The 19,322-nt window shown below is 63.9% G+C and carries 16 protein-coding genes and 1 other RNA gene; 3 read left to right on the top strand and 14 right to left on the bottom strand.

What is annotated here, in order from left to right; genetic code table 11:
* Window positions 1-2 precede the first annotated feature (2 nt).
* Window positions 3-1,007: a D-alanine--D-alanine ligase gene (locus RCO31_RS08865; RefSeq protein WP_308967943.1), complete on the bottom strand. Its 1,005-nt coding sequence runs from the start codon at window positions 1,005-1,007 to the stop codon at window positions 3-5.
* Window positions 1,008-1,190: 183 nt separating this feature from the next.
* Here RCO31_RS08865 and RCO31_RS08860 point away from each other — a divergent pair, with 183 nt between their 5' ends.
* Entirely contained in the window at window positions 1,191-2,333 is a 1,143-nt protein-coding gene (locus RCO31_RS08860) for a glycosyltransferase family 4 protein (RefSeq protein ID WP_308967942.1), read from the top strand.
* A gap of 18 nt (window positions 2,334-2,351) precedes the next feature.
* Here the strand turns inward: RCO31_RS08860 and murB are convergent, their stop codons facing one another.
* The 11 genes from murB to rsmH form a co-directional block, all read right to left on the bottom strand.
* Window positions 2,352-3,272: a UDP-N-acetylmuramate dehydrogenase gene (gene murB, locus RCO31_RS08855; RefSeq protein WP_308967941.1), complete on the bottom strand. Its 921-nt coding sequence runs from the start codon at window positions 3,270-3,272 to the stop codon at window positions 2,352-2,354.
* Between the two features lie 5 nt (window positions 3,273-3,277).
* Window positions 3,278-4,681 carry a UDP-N-acetylmuramate--L-alanine ligase gene (gene murC, locus RCO31_RS08850; RefSeq protein ID WP_308967940.1) on the bottom strand — a complete coding sequence of 468 codons (1,404 nt, stop codon included), beginning with the start codon at window positions 4,679-4,681 and terminating at the stop codon, window positions 3,278-3,280.
* 148 nt (window positions 4,682-4,829) lie between these two features.
* The gene (gene murG, locus RCO31_RS08845; RefSeq protein WP_308967939.1) at window positions 4,830-5,930 is read right to left on the bottom strand and encodes an undecaprenyldiphospho-muramoylpentapeptide beta-N-acetylglucosaminyltransferase; all 1,101 of its coding nucleotides are present in this window, start codon (window positions 5,928-5,930) and stop codon (window positions 4,830-4,832) included.
* Complete coding sequence (ftsW, locus tag RCO31_RS08840) at window positions 5,923-7,071, bottom strand: putative lipid II flippase FtsW (RefSeq protein ID WP_308967938.1); 1,149 nt, start codon at window positions 7,069-7,071, stop codon at window positions 5,923-5,925. The genes murG and ftsW overlap by 8 nt, the downstream gene beginning before the upstream one ends.
* 228 nt (window positions 7,072-7,299) lie before the next feature.
* Entirely contained in the window at window positions 7,300-8,694 is a 1,395-nt protein-coding gene (gene murD, locus RCO31_RS08835) for a UDP-N-acetylmuramoyl-L-alanine--D-glutamate ligase (RefSeq protein ID WP_308967937.1), read from the bottom strand.
* Between the two features lie 4 nt (window positions 8,695-8,698).
* Entirely contained in the window at window positions 8,699-9,784 is a 1,086-nt protein-coding gene (mraY, locus tag RCO31_RS08830) for a phospho-N-acetylmuramoyl-pentapeptide-transferase (RefSeq protein WP_308967936.1), read from the bottom strand.
* A gap of 9 nt (window positions 9,785-9,793) precedes the next feature.
* Window positions 9,794-11,233: a UDP-N-acetylmuramoylalanyl-D-glutamyl-2,6-diaminopimelate--D-alanyl-D-alanine ligase gene (locus tag RCO31_RS08825; RefSeq protein WP_308967935.1), complete on the bottom strand. Its 1,440-nt coding sequence runs from the start codon at window positions 11,231-11,233 to the stop codon at window positions 9,794-9,796.
* A complete protein-coding gene (locus RCO31_RS08820) occupies window positions 11,230-12,678 on the bottom strand; it encodes a UDP-N-acetylmuramoyl-L-alanyl-D-glutamate--2,6-diaminopimelate ligase (RefSeq protein WP_308967934.1) in 1,449 nt (482 codons plus the stop codon). The genes RCO31_RS08825 and RCO31_RS08820 overlap by 4 nt, the downstream gene beginning before the upstream one ends.
* 40 nt (window positions 12,679-12,718) lie before the next feature.
* Entirely contained in the window at window positions 12,719-14,461 is a 1,743-nt protein-coding gene (locus RCO31_RS08815) for a penicillin-binding protein 2 (protein WP_308967933.1), read from the bottom strand.
* Window positions 14,458-14,835 carry a hypothetical protein gene (locus tag RCO31_RS08810; RefSeq protein WP_308967932.1) on the bottom strand — a complete coding sequence of 126 codons (378 nt, stop codon included), beginning with the start codon at window positions 14,833-14,835 and terminating at the stop codon, window positions 14,458-14,460. Before RCO31_RS08810 ends, RCO31_RS08815 begins: the two co-directional genes overlap by 4 nt.
* Window positions 14,836-14,839: 4 nt before the next feature.
* Window positions 14,840-15,862, bottom strand: coding sequence for a 16S rRNA (cytosine(1402)-N(4))-methyltransferase RsmH (gene rsmH, locus RCO31_RS08805; protein WP_308967931.1), 1,023 nt, complete (start codon window positions 15,860-15,862; stop codon window positions 14,840-14,842).
* Between the two features lie 462 nt (window positions 15,863-16,324).
* Between rsmH and RCO31_RS08800 the strand changes: the two genes are divergently transcribed.
* Together RCO31_RS08800 and rnpB are read left to right on the top strand one after the other, a co-directional pair.
* On the top strand, window positions 16,325-17,176 hold the full coding sequence (locus tag RCO31_RS08800; protein WP_374991452.1) for an N-acetylmuramoyl-L-alanine amidase: 852 nt from the start codon (window positions 16,325-16,327) through the stop codon (window positions 17,174-17,176).
* Window positions 17,177-17,240: 64 nt separating this feature from the next.
* Window positions 17,241-17,686, top strand: an RNA gene (gene rnpB, locus RCO31_RS08795) — RNase P RNA component class A.
* Between the two features lie 69 nt (window positions 17,687-17,755).
* Here rnpB and RCO31_RS08790 read toward each other — a convergent pair.
* Both RCO31_RS08790 and RCO31_RS08785 read right to left on the bottom strand, forming a co-directional pair.
* The gene (locus RCO31_RS08790) at window positions 17,756-18,121 is read right to left on the bottom strand and encodes an OB-fold domain-containing protein (protein WP_308967929.1); all 366 of its coding nucleotides are present in this window, start codon (window positions 18,119-18,121) and stop codon (window positions 17,756-17,758) included.
* Window positions 18,118-19,254, bottom strand: a complete 1,137-nt coding sequence (locus tag RCO31_RS08785) for a thiolase family protein (protein ID WP_308967928.1) — start codon at window positions 19,252-19,254, stop codon at window positions 18,118-18,120. The genes RCO31_RS08790 and RCO31_RS08785 overlap by 4 nt, the downstream gene beginning before the upstream one ends.
* Between the last annotated feature and the right edge of the window lie 68 nt (window positions 19,255-19,322).

Here is a 19,322-nt window from a genome sequence, read left to right as displayed (position 1 = left end):
GCTCAAATGCTCCCTATGGAACCCAGCGTGCGCCGCTCCGCCAGGGCGATCTGGCCGGTCAGGAAATCGATGAAGGCGATCCCCTGGGCCTTGAGCGCCTTCGGATAGAGCGAGGCCGCCGTCAGGCCCGGCAGCGTGTTCGTCTCGAGGTACACCGGACCATTGTCTGTGATGATGAAGTCCGAACGGGAATAACCCCTGCACGACAATATCTTATGGGCCCTGACGGCATGGTCCATGAGCTGGGCGCTGACCTGTGGCGAAAAGCGGCCGGGGCAGATCTCCTGGGTGCTTTTGGCGATGTATTTCGCGGTGTAGTCGAAGGCCCCTTCCGCAGGAATGATTTCGATCGGCGGCAACGCCATGAGCGCGCCGTCCGGCTGCTCCAGGACCGCGCAGGTCGCTTCCACACCAGCGACATACGGCTCGATCAGGTACTCTTCCGCTTTCGCCGCTCTTCGAACGGCAACGAGATCCTGCTTGGCATTGACGAAGATCAGGCCATAGCTCGATCCATCCCGCGCCGGCTTGGCAATCAGCCTGCCGTACTCCGCCAGGGCCGCATCGACGTCGTCCAGTTGCAAGGTTGTCGTGGTCTTAAGCCCCGCAATTCGGGCAAAGCGCTTTGCCGCGTCCTTGTCGAAGGCAAGATACGACGACGCCGACCCCGAACCGGTAAACGGGATGCCGCGCAGTTCGCACATGGCCTGAAGCTCGCCATTTTCCGCCATCCCACCGTGCAGTCCGAGCACCAGCAGGCGGCTCTCGGCCTTTGCCCGGTCGAGTGCCTGCGCGATCCCGCCAAAAGCCGGATTGCCGGAGTTGAAGGGCTCTTCGAAAGGCCGCTTGTGGCTTTGAAGCAACTGCGCCTGCGTCTCGTGCACGGTGTCACCAACGTCCCAGAACCACAGGTCGGCGTCCGGCAGCGCCGCATTCAGGGCCTGGGTGCTGGCGACAGCAACAAGGCGCTCCCGGTTCAGGCCGCCGAAAAGGATGGTCGTCCGCATCATGTTGTTCCGCCGATCTTCCGCCGCAGGATTTCAACCCGACGCTTTCTTGACAAACAAAGACTTCCGCGCTGTTAAACCACGATCGAAATTAGGCGTCAGATTTCACCCGGTTAGCAACGACATTTCACCGATTTCCTCGATTCGGAGAAGTGCTATCGCCCTCGCATCGAAGCCCCCGAAATGACCACAACCGCGAAGCGGCTCCGCGTCGCGATGATGATCTCCGGTACCGGCATCAACGGCGCAATCATTCACACCCTGCTCCTGACCCGCTACCTCGCGCGGCAAGGCCACAAAATTCTGCTGCTGCACCGGCCCAATGCATGGATCACCCAGCAATCGGGCCTCAATGAGGTGGAACTGTTCGAAACGAGCTTCGGCCGGTCACCGCACGAATTGATCCGCGTGACGCGTCGTATCAATCGCTTCGGACCCGAAGTGATCCAGACCCACATGAGCAGCGCCCATACTTACGGGATGCTGACCCGGATCCTGAGCCGCCGGCCGGTGGTCGCAACCGCGCACTCGCAGTCGATCCAGTTGCACTGGTGCTTCAATAATATTGTCATCGCGACGTCACCCGGGGCAGCCGAACACCATCGCCGCCGCAATCTCGTGCCGCGTTCAGCCTTGCGCGTTCAGGCCAATTTCATCGAGACGACACGGTTTCCGCTGGCTTCGGACGCGAAGCGCAAGGAAGCGCGCCGGGCCTTCGGCTTCGATGAGAATGCCTTTGTGATCGGTTCGGTGGGCTTCATCGATGATCGCAAGAACCAGCTCGATCTGGCGCGGGCGCTTGGAGAAATCGTTCGCGCAGTACCTGAAGCGCGGCTGTTGCTGGTTGGCGGCGAGGAGCCCGACTATGGGCGAGAAATCCGCCGCACCGCGGAGCAGCTGGGCGTCTTACAGCAGATCGTCTTCACCGGGCCGCGGCAAGATATTGCCGATGTGTTGGCGGCGATGGACACGTTCGCGCTGGTGTCGCGCAAGGAGACCGGTCCGCTCGCCGCACTCGAAGCGATGTCCTCCGGGCTGCCGGTGCTTGCGACCAAGATCGGCATGCTGCCGGACTTCGTTCGCGATGGCGCGGCCGGTTTCATCGTCGAGGTCGGCGACATTCCGGCAATCGCCGACCGGCTGATCACGCTCGCCCGCGATCCGGCCCGGCGACGAGCGATGGGACATGCCGCCCATGAGATCGCGCGCAACGACTATGACGTCGACATCGCCGGGCCGAGGATCGAGGCCATTCTCGCCGAGGCGGCGCAGATCAAGAACAGGCCATTGCTCGGCTTTGTCGCAGGGCTGTGCGGGAAGGAATGAGCCGCAAACGGAACGCTGCTACGCAGCCGTTCCGATCCGCTTGATCTCCCACTGCAACTCGATGCCGGAGTTTTGCTTCACGCGCGTCCGAATCGTTTCGCCAAGCGTTTCAATATCATCGCCGGACGCATTGCCAGTGTTGATGAGGAAGTTGCAGTGCATTTCCGACACCTGCGCGCCGCCGACGCGGAAGCCGCGCAGGCCGGCCGCATCGATCAGCTTCCATGCGCTGTGGCCGGGTGGATTCTTGAAAGTCGAACCACCGGTCTTCTCGCGGATCGGCTGTGCCGTCTCGCGATGCTGTTGCACCTCGTTCATCCGCGCACGGATGCTCTGCGGATCGGCGACACGTCCGCGGAACCGCGCGGAGGTGAAGATCACGCCCTCCTCGACGCCACTGTTGCGGTAGACGAACTTCATGTCGGCGTTGGAGAAGACGCGCTTCTCGCCCTTGCGGGTGACACCGGTCGCTTCGACCAGCATGTCCTTGGTCTCACCGCCATTGGCTCCGGCATTCATGCGCAGCGCGCCGCCGATCGAGCCCGGAATGCCGAAATAGAACTCGAGGCCGGCGATATTCGCCGAAGCTGCGACTTCCGCCACACGCTTGTCGAGCGCCGCGGTGCCGGCATGCACGGTGTCGCCCTGTGCCGTCGTCTCGCCAAAGCCGCGCGGCGAAAGCCGGATCACGACTCCGGGCACGCCGCCGTCGCGAACGATCAGGTTGGAACCGACGCCGACCGGATAAACCGCAATATCCTGCGGCAGCCTGGCCAGAAAATACGCCAGGTCATCCTCGTCCGCCGGCGTGAACAACACCTGTGCCGGCCCGCCAACACGAAACCAGGTCAGCGGCGCCATCTCCTGATTGGCTGCAAGTCGTCCTCGCAGCTCGGGCATGTCGGCCTTGAGAGCGGCGGTGATGTCGGGAAAACTCATGCCGCTCACCCCAACGCCTTCAACTCGCCCGGCAGCGCGTAGGCCCATTGGGTAATGTTGCCAGCGCCGAGGCACACCACGTAATCGCCTTCCGCCGCGAGCCCGCGGACGACGCCGGCCAGCGCCGCAGAGTTTTGCAAGGGGATCACCTCGCGATGGCCATGCGCGCGCAGGCCCAGCACGAAATGATCGCGGTCGATGCCGGCGATCGGCGCCTCGCCCGCCGGATAGACCTCCGCGACCACCACCGCATCCGCGTCGTTGAAACAGGTGCAGAATTCATCGAACAGCGACTGTAGGCGGGTGTAGCGGTGCGGCTGCACCACGGCGATCACCTTGCCCTTGGCGGAATCGCGCGCGGCCTTGAGGACCGCGGCGATCTCCACCGGATGGTGGCCATAGTCGTCGATCACCGTAACGCCCTTCCACTCGCCGGTCCTGGTGAAGCGCCGCTTCACGCCGCCGAATCCCGCCAGTGCCTTGCGGATCGCATCGTCGGAGAGGCCGAGCTCGCGCGCGACCGCGATCGCCGCCGTCGCGTTCGACGCGTTGTGCCGTCCCGGCATCGGCAGCACGAGATCCTTGATCTCGTGCGTCTTGCCGCTGGTCCGGTCGCGGAAGATCACATTAAAACGCGAGCCGCCGTTCGCGGCGGACAGATCAGCCAGTCTGACGTCGGCTTGCGGATTGATGCCGTAAGTGATGATGCGGCGGTCTTCGATCTTGCCGACCAGCGACTGCACCACCGGATGATCCGTGCACATCACGGCGAAGCCGTAGAACGGCACGCCTTCGACAAAACTTCGGAACGCGTCCTGCACGGCATCGAAGGTTTTGAAATGGTCGAGGTGCTCCGGATCGACGTTGGTGACGATGGCGATATCGGCCGGCAGCTTCAGGAACGTGCCGTCGCTCTCGTCGGCCTCGACCACCATCCAGTCACCGGCGCCGAGCCGCGCGTTGGTGCCGTAGGCATTGATGATGCCGCCATTGATGACGGTCGGATCAAGACTTCCCGCATCGAGCAGGGTCGCGACCATCGAGGTCGTGGTGGTCTTGCCGTGGGTGCCGGCGATGGCGACGCAACTCTTCAGCCGCATCAGCTCTGCCAGCATCTCGGCGCGGCGAACCACAGGTATCCGCTGAGCCCGCGCGGTCATCAGCTCCGGATTGTCGCGCTTGATCGCGGTCGAGACGACCAGCACTTCGGCACCGCCGACATTTTCGGCGCGATGGCCGATGCTCACAACTACGCCCTTCTCGCGCAGGCGGGTCACATTGGCGCCTTCCGAAGCATCGGAGCCCTGCACCGTGTAGCCGAGATTGCACAGCACCTCGGCAATGCCGCTCATGCCGATTCCGCCGATGCCGACGAAATGAATGGGACCGATCTGGCTCGGCAGTCTCATGTCTTATCCCTGATCACTATCCTGGTCGCATCGCCGCCGAGGCGCGCTTTTGCTCAAATTGCGCGAGATTTACAGCTGCTGTCAGGCCTTGGATGCCTTGCTTCTGCAGGCCGTGACAAGCCGAAAAATGCCGGAAAGCGCCATAATCTTAATGACGCATGACCTTTTGAACCAAGTCTGCAAGGCGATCCGCGGCATCGAGGGTCCCCGCTGAACGCGCGCCGCGCGCCATATCCGCCAACCGATGCGGCTCGGCGGCAAGCGCGGAAATTTCGGATGCCAGCCGATCCGGCGTGAATTCGCTCTGCAGCAAGCGGATCGCGCCGCCCGCCTGCATCAGCACACCTGCATTGGCGAACTGATCCTGGTCGATGGAACCCGGCAGCGGCACGAGGATCGAGGGCCGGCCGACGCCAGCAAGTTCGGCCACCGTCCCCGCTCCGGAACGGGAAACCACGAGATGCGCCGCGGCAAGCCGCGTCGGCAGGTCGGTGAAAAACGCCGCCAGTTCCGCTTCGATCTTCAGCCGCTCGTAAAGCGAACGCACCCGCGGAAGATCCTCTTCGCGCACCTGTTGCACCAGCGACAACCGCCGCCACAAACTGGGCTCGAGCCGTTCGATAGCGGGCGGCACGATATCTGCCATGATGCGCGCGCCCTGACTACCGCCCACGACCAGCAGCCGAAGCGGACCATCCACCTCCGGCATCGCATAAGGCTCTCCCGCCGCCGCCAGCACCGCAGGCCGTAGCGGCGTGCCGGTCAGCGTCGCCTTCGACGCGAGCGCAGGATCACGATCGAACACGCCGGGCAGCGACGTGGCGATCGCTTCGACGCGCGTCGCAAGGAAGCGGTTGGCGCGGCCGAGCACCGCGTTGGAATCGTGGATCAAGGTGGGCACGCCCATCAGCCGAGCCGCGATCAACGGCGGCACCGTTGGGTAGCCGCCGAAGCCGATCATCGCTGCAGGTTTCAGCCTGCGAACCAGATTGAGCGCGACGGCCGTCCCCGCCGCGAGCATCATGCCCGTACGTGCGAGCGATAGCGGACTTCTTGAGCGGACGGTTTCACTCGGTACCACATCGAACATGCCCTCGGAGAACAGTCCGCTGTAGCGCACCGCACGCTCATCGGTGACGAGTCGAACGCGCAGACCGCGCTGGATCAGCACCGAGCCGAGCGCCTCGGCCGGGAACAGATGGCCGCCGGTGCCGCCCGCTGCAAGCAGAATGAGCGGTGCGTCAGGCATAGCGCGCGACGCCGGCGCCACCGGTGGCCTCGAGCTCGATCGGCGACCGCTGGCGCGTCAGCGCGAGCAGCATGCCCATGCCGTAAGCGAGCGAGATCATCGACGAGCCGCCATAGGAGATGAACGGCAGCGTCATGCCCTTCGCCGGAATGAGGTGCAGGTTCACCGCCATGTTGATCGTCGACTGCATGCCGAACAGGATCGCGAGCCCCGAGGCGGCGAAGCGTGTGAACAGGTCCTCGGTGCGATAGGCTGTCTTCAGCGTGCGGATCACGATGAACGCGAACAGCGCGACAAGCGCCAGGCAGAGAACGATGCCGAACTCTTCCGCGGCGACGGCGAAGACGAAGTCGGTGTGACTGTCGGGCAAAATCCGCTTCACCGTGCCCTCACCCGGTCCCTGCCCGAACCATCCGCCGCGCGCAAAGGATTCGGTTGCCATGTCGACCTGGAAGGTATCGCCGGACGCGGGATCCATGAAGCGTTTGATACGGCGGGCGACGTGCGGGACGAACAAGTACGCGCTGAACAGCCCGGCCAGGGACGCCCCGGCAAGGCCCACCACCCAGATCATGCGCATTCCAGCCATGAAGAACAGCGCACCCCACACCATCAGGATCAGCAGGGTCTGGCCGAAGTCCGGCTCCAGCACCAACAGCGCAACCACGAGCAGCAGCGCCGCAAGTGCGAGCGACGTCGCGGGCATCTCGGGCCGGCGCGCCGATTCCGAGAACAGCCAAGCGACCAGCACCACGAAGGCGGGCTTTGCAAATTCTGACGCCTGGATGCTGATGCCGGCGATGGAAATCCAGCGACGCGAGCCCTTCACCTCCGCGCCGAATACCAGCGTGGCGACGAGCAGCACGACGCTGACCGCAAACATGATGAGCGCCGACCGCCGCACCTGCCGCGGCGACAGAAACGAAATGCCGATCATCACCGCAAATGCCGGCAAGACGAACATCACGTGCCGGTTGAAGAAGTGAAACGGCTCGAGACCGATGCGGGTCGCGACCGGCGGGCTGGCCGCAAGCGACAGGATGATGCCGCCGAGAATGAGCGTCGTCAGAGCCGCGAGCAGCAGCCGGTCGACCGTCCACCACCACTGGCTGAGGGGAGTGCGTCGGTCGCGCGAGATCATGGGGCTTTCCTGGAAGATACCGCTCTAGTGTCCCGAATCCGAAGTTCGCAATACTTCGCGGCCGCTCAGATCGAACTTCGGATTCGATAAGGACACTAGCAAAATCATAATTCTAGTGTCGTGGTTCAGAAATTCGCTCCTCAGAGTTGCGGCAGGCGACGGAGCGAATTTCTGAACCACGACACTAGTGGTCCACCATCGTGGTTTACGAAGGGTTAAGAGAATCGATCAAAACGCTGCGACGACGCCAGGCAGCGCGTTGACGAGGTCGCGGAAACAGTCGCCACGGATTTCGAAGTTCCGGTACTGGTCGAACGAAGCGCAGGCCGGCGACAGGAGTACCACCGGCTCGGCGAGGCCTGAGGCTTCCGCATCGCGTGCGGCGGCGGCAACGGCGTTGTCGAGCGTCTGCGAAATCTCATGCGGCACAGCGGCGCCGAGCGTCGCGGCAAACTCCTGCGCCGCCTCGCCGATCAGATAGGCTTTGCGGATGCGCGGGAAGTATTCGGCGAGACTGGTGATGCCGCCCGTTTTCGGCTTGCCACCTGCGATCCAGAAGATGTCATCGAACGACGACAATGCGCGCGCGGCCGCATCTGCATTGGTGCCCTTGGAGTCGTTGACAAACAGCACGCCGCCGCGCCTGCCCACCTGCTCCATGCGGTGCGCGAGCCCCGGAAAACTGCGCAAGGCCATCTGGATGGCCTCTTCCTTCACATCAAGCGCCAGCGCTGCCGCAGCGGCACATGCGGCATTCTGCGCGTTATGCTGACCGCGCAACGAACCGATGCCACCGAGACGCGCAATTTCGCTCCTTGCGCCGCCGGCGGCGCGCACGATCAGGTCACGTTCGACATAGATGCCGTCCGCGAGCGGCTGGCGGACGGAGACGCGGACGACATTCGTCCCGGCCTGCTCGATCCGGTCAGCTGCAGCGCGGCACCAGTTGTCATCAACGCCGATAACGGCGGCCTTCTGGACGCTGGCCACCAGCCGCTCCTTCACGGCTGCGTAATGTGCAAGCGTACCGTGCCGGTCGAGATGGTCCTCGGTGACGTTAAGTAGAATGCCGACAGAAGGATCGAGCGACGGCGTGAGATCGATCTGATACGACGACATTTCGATCACGTGCACGCGCCCCATCCGCGGCGGCTCAAGCGACAGGATCGCCGTGCCGATATTGCCGCCCATCTGCGCATCGTGCCCGGCTTCTCGCATCAGATGCGCGACCAGCGCGGTGGTCGTCGACTTGCCGTTGGTGCCGGTGATCGCAATGAACGGCGCGTTCGGCGCATGACGTTTGCGCTCCAGACAGAACAGCTCGATATCGCCAATCACCGGAACGCCAGCGCGTTGCGCGGCGAGCACGGTCCAATGCGGTGTCGGATGGGTCAGCGGCACGCCCGGCGCGAGTACCAGCGCGGCGAAACCGTCCCACGAAATCTCGCGCAGGTTCGCGGTGGTGAACCCCGCCTTCGCCGCTTGTGCGAGGCTTTCTAAGTTGTCGTCGCTCGCGACGACGTTGGCACCGCCCGCCTTCAGCGCGTGACAGCTCGCAAGTCCGGAACCGCCGAGTCCGAACACGGCGACCATCTTGCCTTTGAAGCTCGTGACGGGGATCACAACGTCACCGCAACTTCAGCGTCGACAAGCCGGCAAGCGCCAGCACGACGGAAATGATCCAGAAGCGGATGACAACCTGCGGCTCGGTCCAGCCCTTCTGCTCGAAGTGGTGATGAATCGGCGCCATCCGGAATACGCGCTTGCCGGTGAGCTTGAACGAGGTGACCTGCACGATCACCGAGATTGCCTCCAGCACGAACAGCCCGCCGATCACCGCCAGCACGATCTCGTGCTTGGTCGCGACCGCGATCGTGCCGAGCATGCCGCCCAGCGCGAGCGAGCCCGTATCGCCCATGAAGATCGAAGCCGGCGGCGCGTTGAACCACAGGAAGCCCAGGCCGGCGCCGAGTACAGCGCCACACAGCACCGCAAGCTCGCCAGTGCCGGGCACGTAGCGGATCTGCAGATAGTCGGAGAACACAACGTTACCTGCGAGGTAAGAGATCATGCCGAAGCTCGCCGCCGCGATCATCACCGGCACGATGGCGAGCCCGTCGAGACCGTCTGTCAGGTTCACCGCATTGCCTGCGCCGACGACGATGAAGGTGGAGAAGATGATGAAGAACCAGCCGAAGTCGATGATGAAATCCTTGAAGAACGGCACCGCGAGCGCCGTCGACAAAGTCGGGCGTCCGATCCAGATGATGGCAAAGCACGCCGCGCCGGCGATGATCGCCTCGATTGCGAGCCGCGTCCGTCCCGAAAAGCCGGCGTGCGACTGTTTGGTGACTTTCAGATAATCGTCGTAGAAGCCGACGAAACCAAAGCCGAGGGTGACCGCGAGCACGATCCAGACGTAAGGATTGCGCAGGTTGCCCCACAGCAGCGTCGAGACGACGATCCCCGACAGAATCATCAACCCACCCATCGTCGGCGTGCCCTTCTTCGCGATCAGATGCGATTGCGGGCCGTCCTCGCGGATCGGCTGGCCCTTGCCCTGCCGCAGGCGCAGGTGATCGATGATCCACGGGCCGAACATGAAGACGAACAGCGCGGCAGTCGCCATCGCGCCGCCGGTGCGGAAGGTGATGTAACGAAACACATTGAAGATCGGCACCGAACCGGAAAGGTCCACCAACCAGTAAAACATCGTATCGCCTCAGACGGCCACGTCGTCGATTGCGCCCGGTGCGGGAAAGCGGCGCCGCAGCGCTTCGACGATCGGTTTCATTTTCATGCCGAGCGAGCCTTTGACCATCAAAGCGTCGCCGGCGCGTATCGCGCTGACGACATCCTGTTCAAGTGCCGCCGAGCTATCCGCATAGCCGCCCCGGAGGTTCGACGGAAGGGCCTCCCACAAGGATCGCATCAGTGGGCCGCAGCAAAACACCCGATCGATGGCGTTCGCCTTCAGCGATTCTGCAAGCGCGGCATGAAGTTCCGGCCCGGTTGGCCCCAGTTCCAGCATGTCGCCGAGAACGACGATGCGCCGGCCGCGCGCACCGACGGGCGCGCTGCCCAGCACGCTGATCGCCGCGCGCATCGAAGCCGGATTGGCGTTATAGCTCTCATCGATCAACAGTGCCTCGCCGCCGGACACGCCGAGGCGGATCCGGACGCCGCGACCGGCCGGCGCCTGCATCTGCGACAGCGCCAGTGCACTCTGCGCGAGGTCGGCACCTGCAAGCGATGCTGCGGCCAGCACCGGCAGCGAGTTGATTGCCATGTGCCGGCCCGGCACGCCAACCTTGTATGTGATGTCGTGACCGAGAACGCTGGCATGCACAGCCGAGCAATCTGCATGCAGCGACACGTCGATCAGCCGCGCGTCTGCCGCCGCATCCTCGCCAAACGTCACGATGCGATTGATGCCGGCCTTCCGTGCAGCATCGCGCAGCCGTGCGAACTGCGAGCTGTCGAGGTTGAGCACCGCTGCGCCGCCCCGCTCGACGCCGGAGAAGATTTCCGCCTTGGCGTCGGCAATGGCTTCGAGCGAGCCGAAGAATTCGAGGTGGACCGGTTCGATTGTGGTGATGACAGCCACATGCGGCCGCACCATCTTCACCAGCGGCTCGATCTCGCCCGCGTGGTTCATGCCGATCTCGAAGATGGCGTAACGCACCTCAGCGGGGCAGCGGGCGAGTGATAGCGGCACGCCCCAGTGATTGTTGAAGGAGGCTACCGACGCATGCGTCGCGCCTTGCGCTGCGAGCACGCGGCGCAAGCCCTCCTTGGTAGACGTCTTGCCGACCGAACCGGTGACGGCAATGACCCGACCCTTCAATCTTGCTCGCGATGCGCGCGCGAGCTCGCGAAGACCGTCGAGAACATCAGGAACAATGAGGAGCGGAAGATCGCCCGCGAACTTGTCCGCCTGTGCGCGTTCGACGACCGCGACACCCGCGCCGTTCTTGACCGCCGCCTCGACGAAGGCATGGCCATCGTGCACGTCGCCCTTGATGGCGAAGTAGGCCTCGCCTGCGGTGATCGTCCGGCTATCGATGGAAAGACCGGGGATTGTGGCCGGCACCGGCCCGCGCGGCCCGGCGCGCATCGCCTCGACGATCGCAGAAAGGGTCCACAGCGGCGCTGTGCTCATGTCGCCTGCTCCGCAAGGGCCGCCGCCGCGGCATCGTGATCGCTGAAAGGAAGTGTCTTGTCGCCGACGATCTGACCTGTCTCATGGCCCTTGCCCGCGATCACCAACGCGTCGCCCGGCTGCAACTCGGCGACCGTGACGCGAATGGCCTCGGCGCGATCGCCGATTTCCCGCGCACCCGGCGCAGCGCGAAGGATTGCCGCGCGAATGGCCGCAGGATCCTCGCTGCGCGGATTGTCGTCGGTGACGATAACGCTGTCGGCACCTTTGGCGGCAATTTCGCCCATTACCGGCCGCTTGCCGGCGTCGCGGTCGCCGCCCGCACCGAACACGACGACAAGCTTGCGCTTGGCATAGGGTCGCAGCGCAATCAGTACTTTCTCAAGCGCGTCCGGCTTGTGCGCGTAATCGACAAACACTGCCGCGCCATTTTTCTCGCCGATCAGCTCGAGCCGGCCCTTGGCGCCCTCCAGCCGCTCGAGCGCTGCAAACGCCTTTGCAGCGTCGGTGCCGGTGCCGATGGCAAGGCCTGCGGATACCAGCGCATTCTCGATCTGGAATTCACCCACCAGAGGTAGTCGCAGCCGGGTCGTCTTGCCCTCGTGTTCGACGGTCATGATCTGGCCGAAGCCGTCAATCGCAGCATTCACCAGACGAATGTGCTCGCCCTTGCGGCCGACCGTCATCACCCGCAGACTCCGTTTGCGCGCCGCGGTGACAACCGCATCGGAATGCTCGTGATCGGCAACGATCACCGCCGCCCCCCCGGGTTGCACGAGGTCAGTGAACAGCCGCAGTTTTGCGCCGAGATAATGTTCGACGGTCGAATGATAGTCCATGTGATCGCGCGACAGATTCGTGAACGCACCGGCATCGACGCGCACACCGTCGAGCCGGTGCTGGTCGAGCCCATGCGATGACGCCTCGAACGCGAGATGCGAGACGCCTTCGCCTGCGATCTCATCGAGCATCTTGTGCAACGAGATCGGATCAGGCGTCGTCAGCGAGCCGTAAACGGTGCGCTTCGGCGAGACCAGACCGATCGTGCCGATGCTCGCAGCGTCGAATCCGTTCTGCATCCAGATCTGCCGGGTGAAAGCTGCGACCGAGGTCTTGCCGCTGGTCCCCGTGACAGCCGCAGTGGTTTGCGGCTGTCGCGGATAGAAGCGCGCGGACGCAAGCGCGAGCGCGCGCCGCGCGTTTGCAGCCTTGATGAACGGCACACTCAGCACGGTGGTCGGCGCGTGCTCACCCACGATGGCTATCGCGCCGTTCGCTATTGCGGAATCGATGAATTTTGCGCCGTCAGTCTTTGCTCCTGCGAGCGCAAAGAATACGTCGCCCCGTTTCACATAGCGGCTGTCGACAGCCAGTCCCGACACAGCGATCTCGCTGGCGCCCGCGGCCGGCGCCGCATCGTCGTTCAGGAGATCGTGAAGCTTCATTCTTCCTTCCAGAGGTCAGGTGCCTTTCGCGCCGACCGGGTTATCTTGTTGCCGCAAGAATAAGGCGCTCGGACGGCGGCAAGTCGAAGCGCGGCTCCAGGCCGAGCAGCGGCGCGATGCGCGCGATGACTTTGCCACCGGTCGGTACCGTGTTCCAGCCCGAGGTGATGAAACCATACGTCTCGGCAAGCGGCTGCGGTTCGTCGAGCATGATCAGGATCTGATACTTCGGGTTGTCCGACGGCATAATGGCCGTGAACGAATTGAGCACCTGCTTGCGGGAATACCTTCCGTTGACGACCTTTTCCGACGTGCCGGTCTTGCCGCCGACATAATAGCCGGCGACGTCCGCCTTCTTTGCTGTGCCGATCTCGGCATTCAGCCGCATCAGGTGGCGCATCTTCTGGCTCGTCTCCGGCTTGATCACCTGTTTGGCGAACTTCATTGCCTCGGTTTCGCTACGCTTGAGCAACGTCGGCGGAATGAGGTAACCGCCATTGACCAGCGCGTTTATTCCCATCACCGCCTGCAGCGGCGCCACTGACAGACCGTGTCCGAAGGCGATCGTCACCGTGTTCAATTCACCCCAGCGCTTCGGCACGATCGGTTCGGCGCTTTCGGGAAGCTCGGTGCGCAACCGGTCGAGCTGCCCGAGTTTCTTCAGGAAGGCCTTGTGCGCCTCGACGCCTTGCGACAACGCGACGCGCGCAGCCCCGATGTTCGACGAGTAGGTGAACACTTCCGAAAGCGAGATCGCGCGGCCCATTGGATGAGTATCGCGGATGTTGAAGCGGCCATAGCGCAGCGAGCCGCGCGCATCGTACATGGTGTTGAGCGTCGCCTTGCCGGAATCCAGCGCCATCGCCAGCGTCAGAGCCTTGAAGGTTGAACCCATTTCGAACACGCCGGTGGTGAGGCGGTTGATGCGGGTCGGATCGTTCGCTTCACGTGGATTGTTCGGGTCATAGTCAGGCACCGAGACCATGGCGACGATCTCGCCGGTCTTCACGTTGGAGACGAGCCCGGCCGCAGCCTTGGCCTTGTATTTCTCCTTCGCCTTCAAGAGCTCATCGCGCAGCGCGTGCTCGACGCGCAGATCGACCGCCAGTTGCACCGGCTCCTGCTGCCGGTCGTTGGCGAAGCCTGCCATGTGCAGGTCGGCAAGACCGTTGCTGTCGAGCCATTTCTCGATGCCGGCGATGCCCTGGTTGTCGATGTTCACATGACCGATGAGATGCGAGACCACGGGCCCGGATGGATAGACGCGCTTGTTCTCGCGCAGGAAGCCGATGCCTGGAATGCCCAACCGATGAATCTGCCGCTCCTGCTCGGGCGTGATCTCGCGCTTCAGCCAGACGAAGCCTTTGCGAGTGCCGAGGCGCTGCCGCACCTCGGCGACTTCCAGATCAGGCAGCGTGCCGGTCAGCAGCTCGACGGCCTCGTCGCGATCGACCAGACGCCGCGGTTCGCCGAACAGCGATGAGGTCTTCACGTCGGTTGCAAGGATCAGTCCGTTGCGGTCGAGGATGTCGGGGCGCGCCGTCGCGGTGGCATCCTGCGCGGCCCGCCTGCTGGCCTCGTTACTTTCGGCGCTGATACCAAACAACATGAGCTTGCCGGCGATGATGGCATAGATCGAGACGAAGGCGATGATCGCCAGGCCGACACGCGCCCGCGCCTTCACGTTACGATCGACGTTCTTGCCGTACAGCAGCGTGCGGATCAGCCGCTGCCGCCAGTGTTCGGCGCGTGCAGGCTGCGCTGCGGGCGTCTCGGGGCTCATCGCGGCGCCTCCGATTGCGTTATCGAACTCGTGAGATCAGGATCAGCGGCCTCGATCATCGTGCCGATCGGATCGGGATCGTTCGGCTTGATGAAGCTCGGCGGACGCTCCGGCAGATTCTTCAGGTTGTCGTACTGGGTCGCCTCGATGAAGCGCAGCTTGGTGTGACGTTCGGCAAGACCTTGCAGCCGTCCCGGCGATTCGAGCTTCGCCCAGTCTGCATGCAGGCGGGCGATCACGTCGCGCTCGGTGCGGATATCGGCGCGCAGCTTGATCACACGCTCGGTGCGCACGGTCGATTCCATCTTGATGCGGTAGACGTAAGCGGCGGCGAACACCAGCGCGCAAATCACGAAGAGGTGGATGATGCGCATGAGGTCAGGCTCCCCTCATCACGTCGTCGAGCGACGGCAGACCAAGCTCTCCGCCTTCGCTTCGCTGTGGCGGAGCGTCGGTGCGCTCGGCCGCGCGCAGCTTCGCGGAGCGCGCGCGTGGATTGGCGGCGATCTCCTCGTCATCGGCGACCAGCGGCCGCTTCGTCAGCACCTTGAAGCTCGGCGGCGCGTGATGGACTTCCGGCTGATGCCGCGATCCACCGCCGGTGCGCGAGCGCTCGGCCAGGAACGTCTTGACGATGCGATCCTCCAGCGAATGGAACGAGACGACGACCAGCCGCCCACCAGGTTTCAGAATTTCTTCCGCCCCGCGCAGCGCGGCCTGCAACTCGTCGAGCTCCTCGTTGATGAAAATGCGCAGCGCCTGAAACGTTCGCGTCGCGGGATGGATTTCGCCTGGACGCTGCCGCACGACGCGCGAGACGATGTCGGCAAGAGCGCGTGTCGTCGCAATCGGCGCCTCCTTCCGCGCTTCGACGATCGCGCGGGCGACAGGGCGGGCGAATTTCTCTTCGCCGAGAACGGTGATGATGCGCGCGAGATCTTTTGCGGGCGCCGCGGCTATCACGTCCGCCGCACGGGGGCCATCGTGTCCCATCCGCATATCGAGCGGTCCGTCCAGACGGAACGAGAAGCCGCGCTCCGCAGAATCGAGCTGCATCGACGAGACGCCGATATCCATGACGACACCGTCGACAGCATCGCGCCCCTGCGCGCGGCAGACTTCGGCGAGTTCGGAGAACCGGTCCTCGACCAGCTCCAGCCTTCCGTCCGAGCGATCGACCAGATCGAAGCCGGCGGCGATCGCGGTGCGATCACGGTCGATGCCGATCACCTGTGTGCCGGGAATTGCAAGAATCGCGCGACTGTAGCCGCCCGCACCGAACGTGGCGTCGACATAGATGCCATCGCCTTCAGGTGCGAGCAGGCGTATCGCCTGTGTCAGCAATACAGACACATGACGCGCCGTCTGGCCCGATGCGGAGGTTTCGCCGTCCGCGATCATTCCCCTGCTCCACTCCGTGCCAGAGATGCGCGCCGCCCATCCACCTCCGGACCTGCCATGCCGGTCCCTAAGCGCCCGTAAACTTTTGGGATTCCGTACGCCGTCGGCTGTGGAAAACGCGCCGCGCGGGAGGTGTCGGAAAACCGGTGCGCGCAAGTGTGTCGCTGCAGCCATAGGTCGTTTCGGGGCGTCAAACACATTGCTGCCTCCCCTGCACGGTTCGGCTTGCTCACTCCTCAGTAACAACCGTTAACGTTAAAGAACCGTTGACAGGGCGCAGTAGTGCCAGTCGTTGCATGTCCGCCTCAGGCGCATAGCGCATAGGCGTCCCTGCCACAGGTCTTAACCAATCCACACCATTCACACGGACGTGCGATTGTACGGCAACCTTCGATGGGCTTTAGTGGGCCGTCGCCGCACGGCGCACAGCTTGCTGGCGACATCATCCTGCTGTGAACGTGCATGTCCCAGGGCCAATTCTTGCAGGCTGCATCGACGTTTCAACGCAGAATTGCGTTGCCGTCACCCTGGGCTGCGAGTGAAATGAAGTTCATCCCTGATTCGTCCGTCGTTTCCGACGTCATCCCCTCGGCCAATTACGGCGACCGGCGCGGCGAGCGTGCGCCGGATATGATCGTGCTGCACTACACCGGGATGTCGGATGCCGAAGTCGCGATTCGCCGGCTGACGAACGCAGGAACAGAGGTCTCAGCACATTATATCGTGCGCGAAGACGGCCGCATCATCCAGTGCGTCCCCGAAAGCCTGCGCGCCTGGCACGCGGGCGCGGCGACGTGGGGCGCAGACACCGACGTCAATTCCTGCTCGATCGGCATCGAGATCGTCAATGGCGGGCACGATTACGGCCTGCCTCCCTACCCGCTCCGGCAGATCGCCGCCGTGATCGCCCTCTGCAAGGGCATCATGATCCGCCGCAACATCGTGCGGGAGCGTGTCCTTGGCCACTCCGACGTCGCCCCCGGCCGCAAGCAGGATCCGGGCGAGAAGTTTCCATGGCAACTGCTCGCCGATTCCGGTGTCGGCCTGTACGTGCTGCCGGCGAAGATCGTTCCGGGGCCAACATTGCAGATCGGCGAGACGGGCGCGGACGTGTTGGCACTGCAGGAAGCGCTCGCCGGATACGGCTACAGCGTGACCGCCAGCGGTCAGTACGACAGCACCACACGGGACGTGGTCGCCGCGTTCCAGCGGCATTTCCGTCCCGCGCGGGTTGACGGCATCGCCGATCCCTCGACGCTCACCACTTTGCGCGACCTGCTCAGGGCTCGCGGCGCAAACGGCGCGCGCACGTAAGCATTTACCACCTTATGCACAACACTGCTTGACGGCGGCAGGCCTGAGCCTCATCTGAGATATATCAGTCGGCCGGACGGCCGCTCTCGCATGTGCCGAAAGGCCGCGAGGGAGGAAAGTCCGGGCTCCATCGACAAGCGGTGCCGGATAACGTCCGGCGAGGCTGTTGCGGCGCGAGCCGGAACAATCTCAGGGAAAGTGCCACAGAGAACGAACCGCCTCGCCACGTGGTCTCCATTTGGTGCGGCAAGGGTGAAAAGGTGCGGTAAGAGCGCACCGCGTGGTCAGCAATGACGACGGCATGGCAAACCCCACCGGGAGCAAGACCGAATAGGAACGGCGCAGCAGGAGGTTCGCGAAAGCGAACGCCTGTGAGGCATGTCGGGCCTTGCCGTTCGGGTAGGTTGCTTGAGACGGCGCGCAAGCGTTGTCCCAGAGGAATGGCCGTCACGTACCGCCCGCGCAAGCGGCGGTGCCCTACAGAACCCGGCTTACAGGCTGGCTGATGCTGCAAACGAGGGGTCCGGCGCGAACACGCCGGGCCCCTCGCCAGTTTGCCATCCAGCGCGCTGCAAGGTGCTAGACCTTGGCGAAATACGGCACGATGTGGTCGGTGAACTTCTCGAAGCGTGCTTTCACCCTGTCGGCGATCCTCAGGTCACGATCGCCGTGGCCCATCATGCGGAAGCCCTCCGCGGCATCGACGAGGACGACCGCGTAGGGAACGTGCGCCCGCGCTTCCGCCGTCGCGGCGCGTGTGACAATGGAGATCGCGAAAACGGTGCCCTCGCCCGACGCCTTCAGATCAGCGACATCGTCAGCGCCGCACGCGGGGCAAAAGCCGCGGCGGAAATACCAGATGTGTTTGCACGCCCTGCACGACTGATAGGCGATCAACTCGGCGCCGCTGGTCCAGTCGGCGACCGGCTTTGATGTACCGCTCATCGCACGCGCTCCACAAACATACTGACATGCGACGAGAGAATCCCGCCGTCGCCATGCAGAAGCGCGAGCGACGCGTCGCGCACCTGGCGCACCCCGGCCCGGCCGGTCATCTGCAAATGCGTCTCGACCACATGCGCCATCGCCCCGCCGGTGCCGCAGTGGCCGTAGGAGAGCAGCCCGCCATGCGTGTTCAGCGGCAGTCTTCCCGTGATCTCGAACTCGCCGTTGGCCGCCATCAGTGCCGCCTCGCCGCGCTTGGCGATACCGATCTCTTCGAGCAGGATCGCAAGCGTGATGGTGAAGCTGTCGTAGACCGCAGCATAGTCGACGTCACCGAGATCGACGCCTGAGGCGGCCATCGCCCGACCGCAGGCGTCCGACGCACCGTACCGCGTCACGTCACCGGCAAGCGTCACGTGCTGGTGCCGGTGCGCCTGCCCGCAACCCATGACGCGGACGCCGAACTCGTTCACCGGCTCGCGGCTGACGATGAAGGCCGCGCCGCCGTCCGACACCGGACAGCAATCGAGCAGCTTCAGCGGCGTCGCGATCGAACGCGACGCCATCACGTCGGCAATCATGATCGGGTCGTGAAATTGCGCGCCGGGATGCAGGCATGCGTGCCTGCGCATCAGCACCGCAAACGCGGCAAGCTGCTCCTCGGTGATGCCAAACTCGTGCATGTAGCGCGAGGCTACAAGGCCGTAATAGGCCGGGATCGTCGGCCCGAGCGGCACCTCGAATTCGGGATGACCAACCTGCGCCAACGTCTGGATCGCCGAGTCCCGCGCCTGTCCGGTCAGCCGGTTCTCGCCGGCGACTACCAGCACGTTGTTTGTGACGCCTGCCTCGACAAGCTCGTGCGCGAGCATGCCCATCGCCAGCCCGGTCGCGCCGCCAACCTGGATCGCATGCGCGTAGTTCGGCTGGATGCCGAAATGCTCGGCAAACACTGTCGCGAGCATCAGGTGCGGCATGGTGGTGGAGTAGCCACACAGCACGCCGTCGATTTCACTGCGCTTCAGGCCAGAGTCCGCAAGCGCAAGCGTCGCTGCTTCGCTCATCAGGTCCAGCGTCGAACGGCCCTCATGCTTGCCATATGCCGTCAGTCCGACGCCGCTGATGAAGCTCATGCCGTTCCCCCCGCTCCGTTATTTTCGCACCACTCATATCGACTTTCCGGGTTCGTCGCATCAGGTCG

The sequence above is a fragment of the Bradyrhizobium sp. LHD-71 genome, from assembly GCF_031157255.1.
Classification (GTDB): Bacteria; Pseudomonadota; Alphaproteobacteria; order Rhizobiales; family Xanthobacteraceae; genus P52-10.
This window is presented reverse-complemented; position numbering and strand designations above follow the sequence as displayed.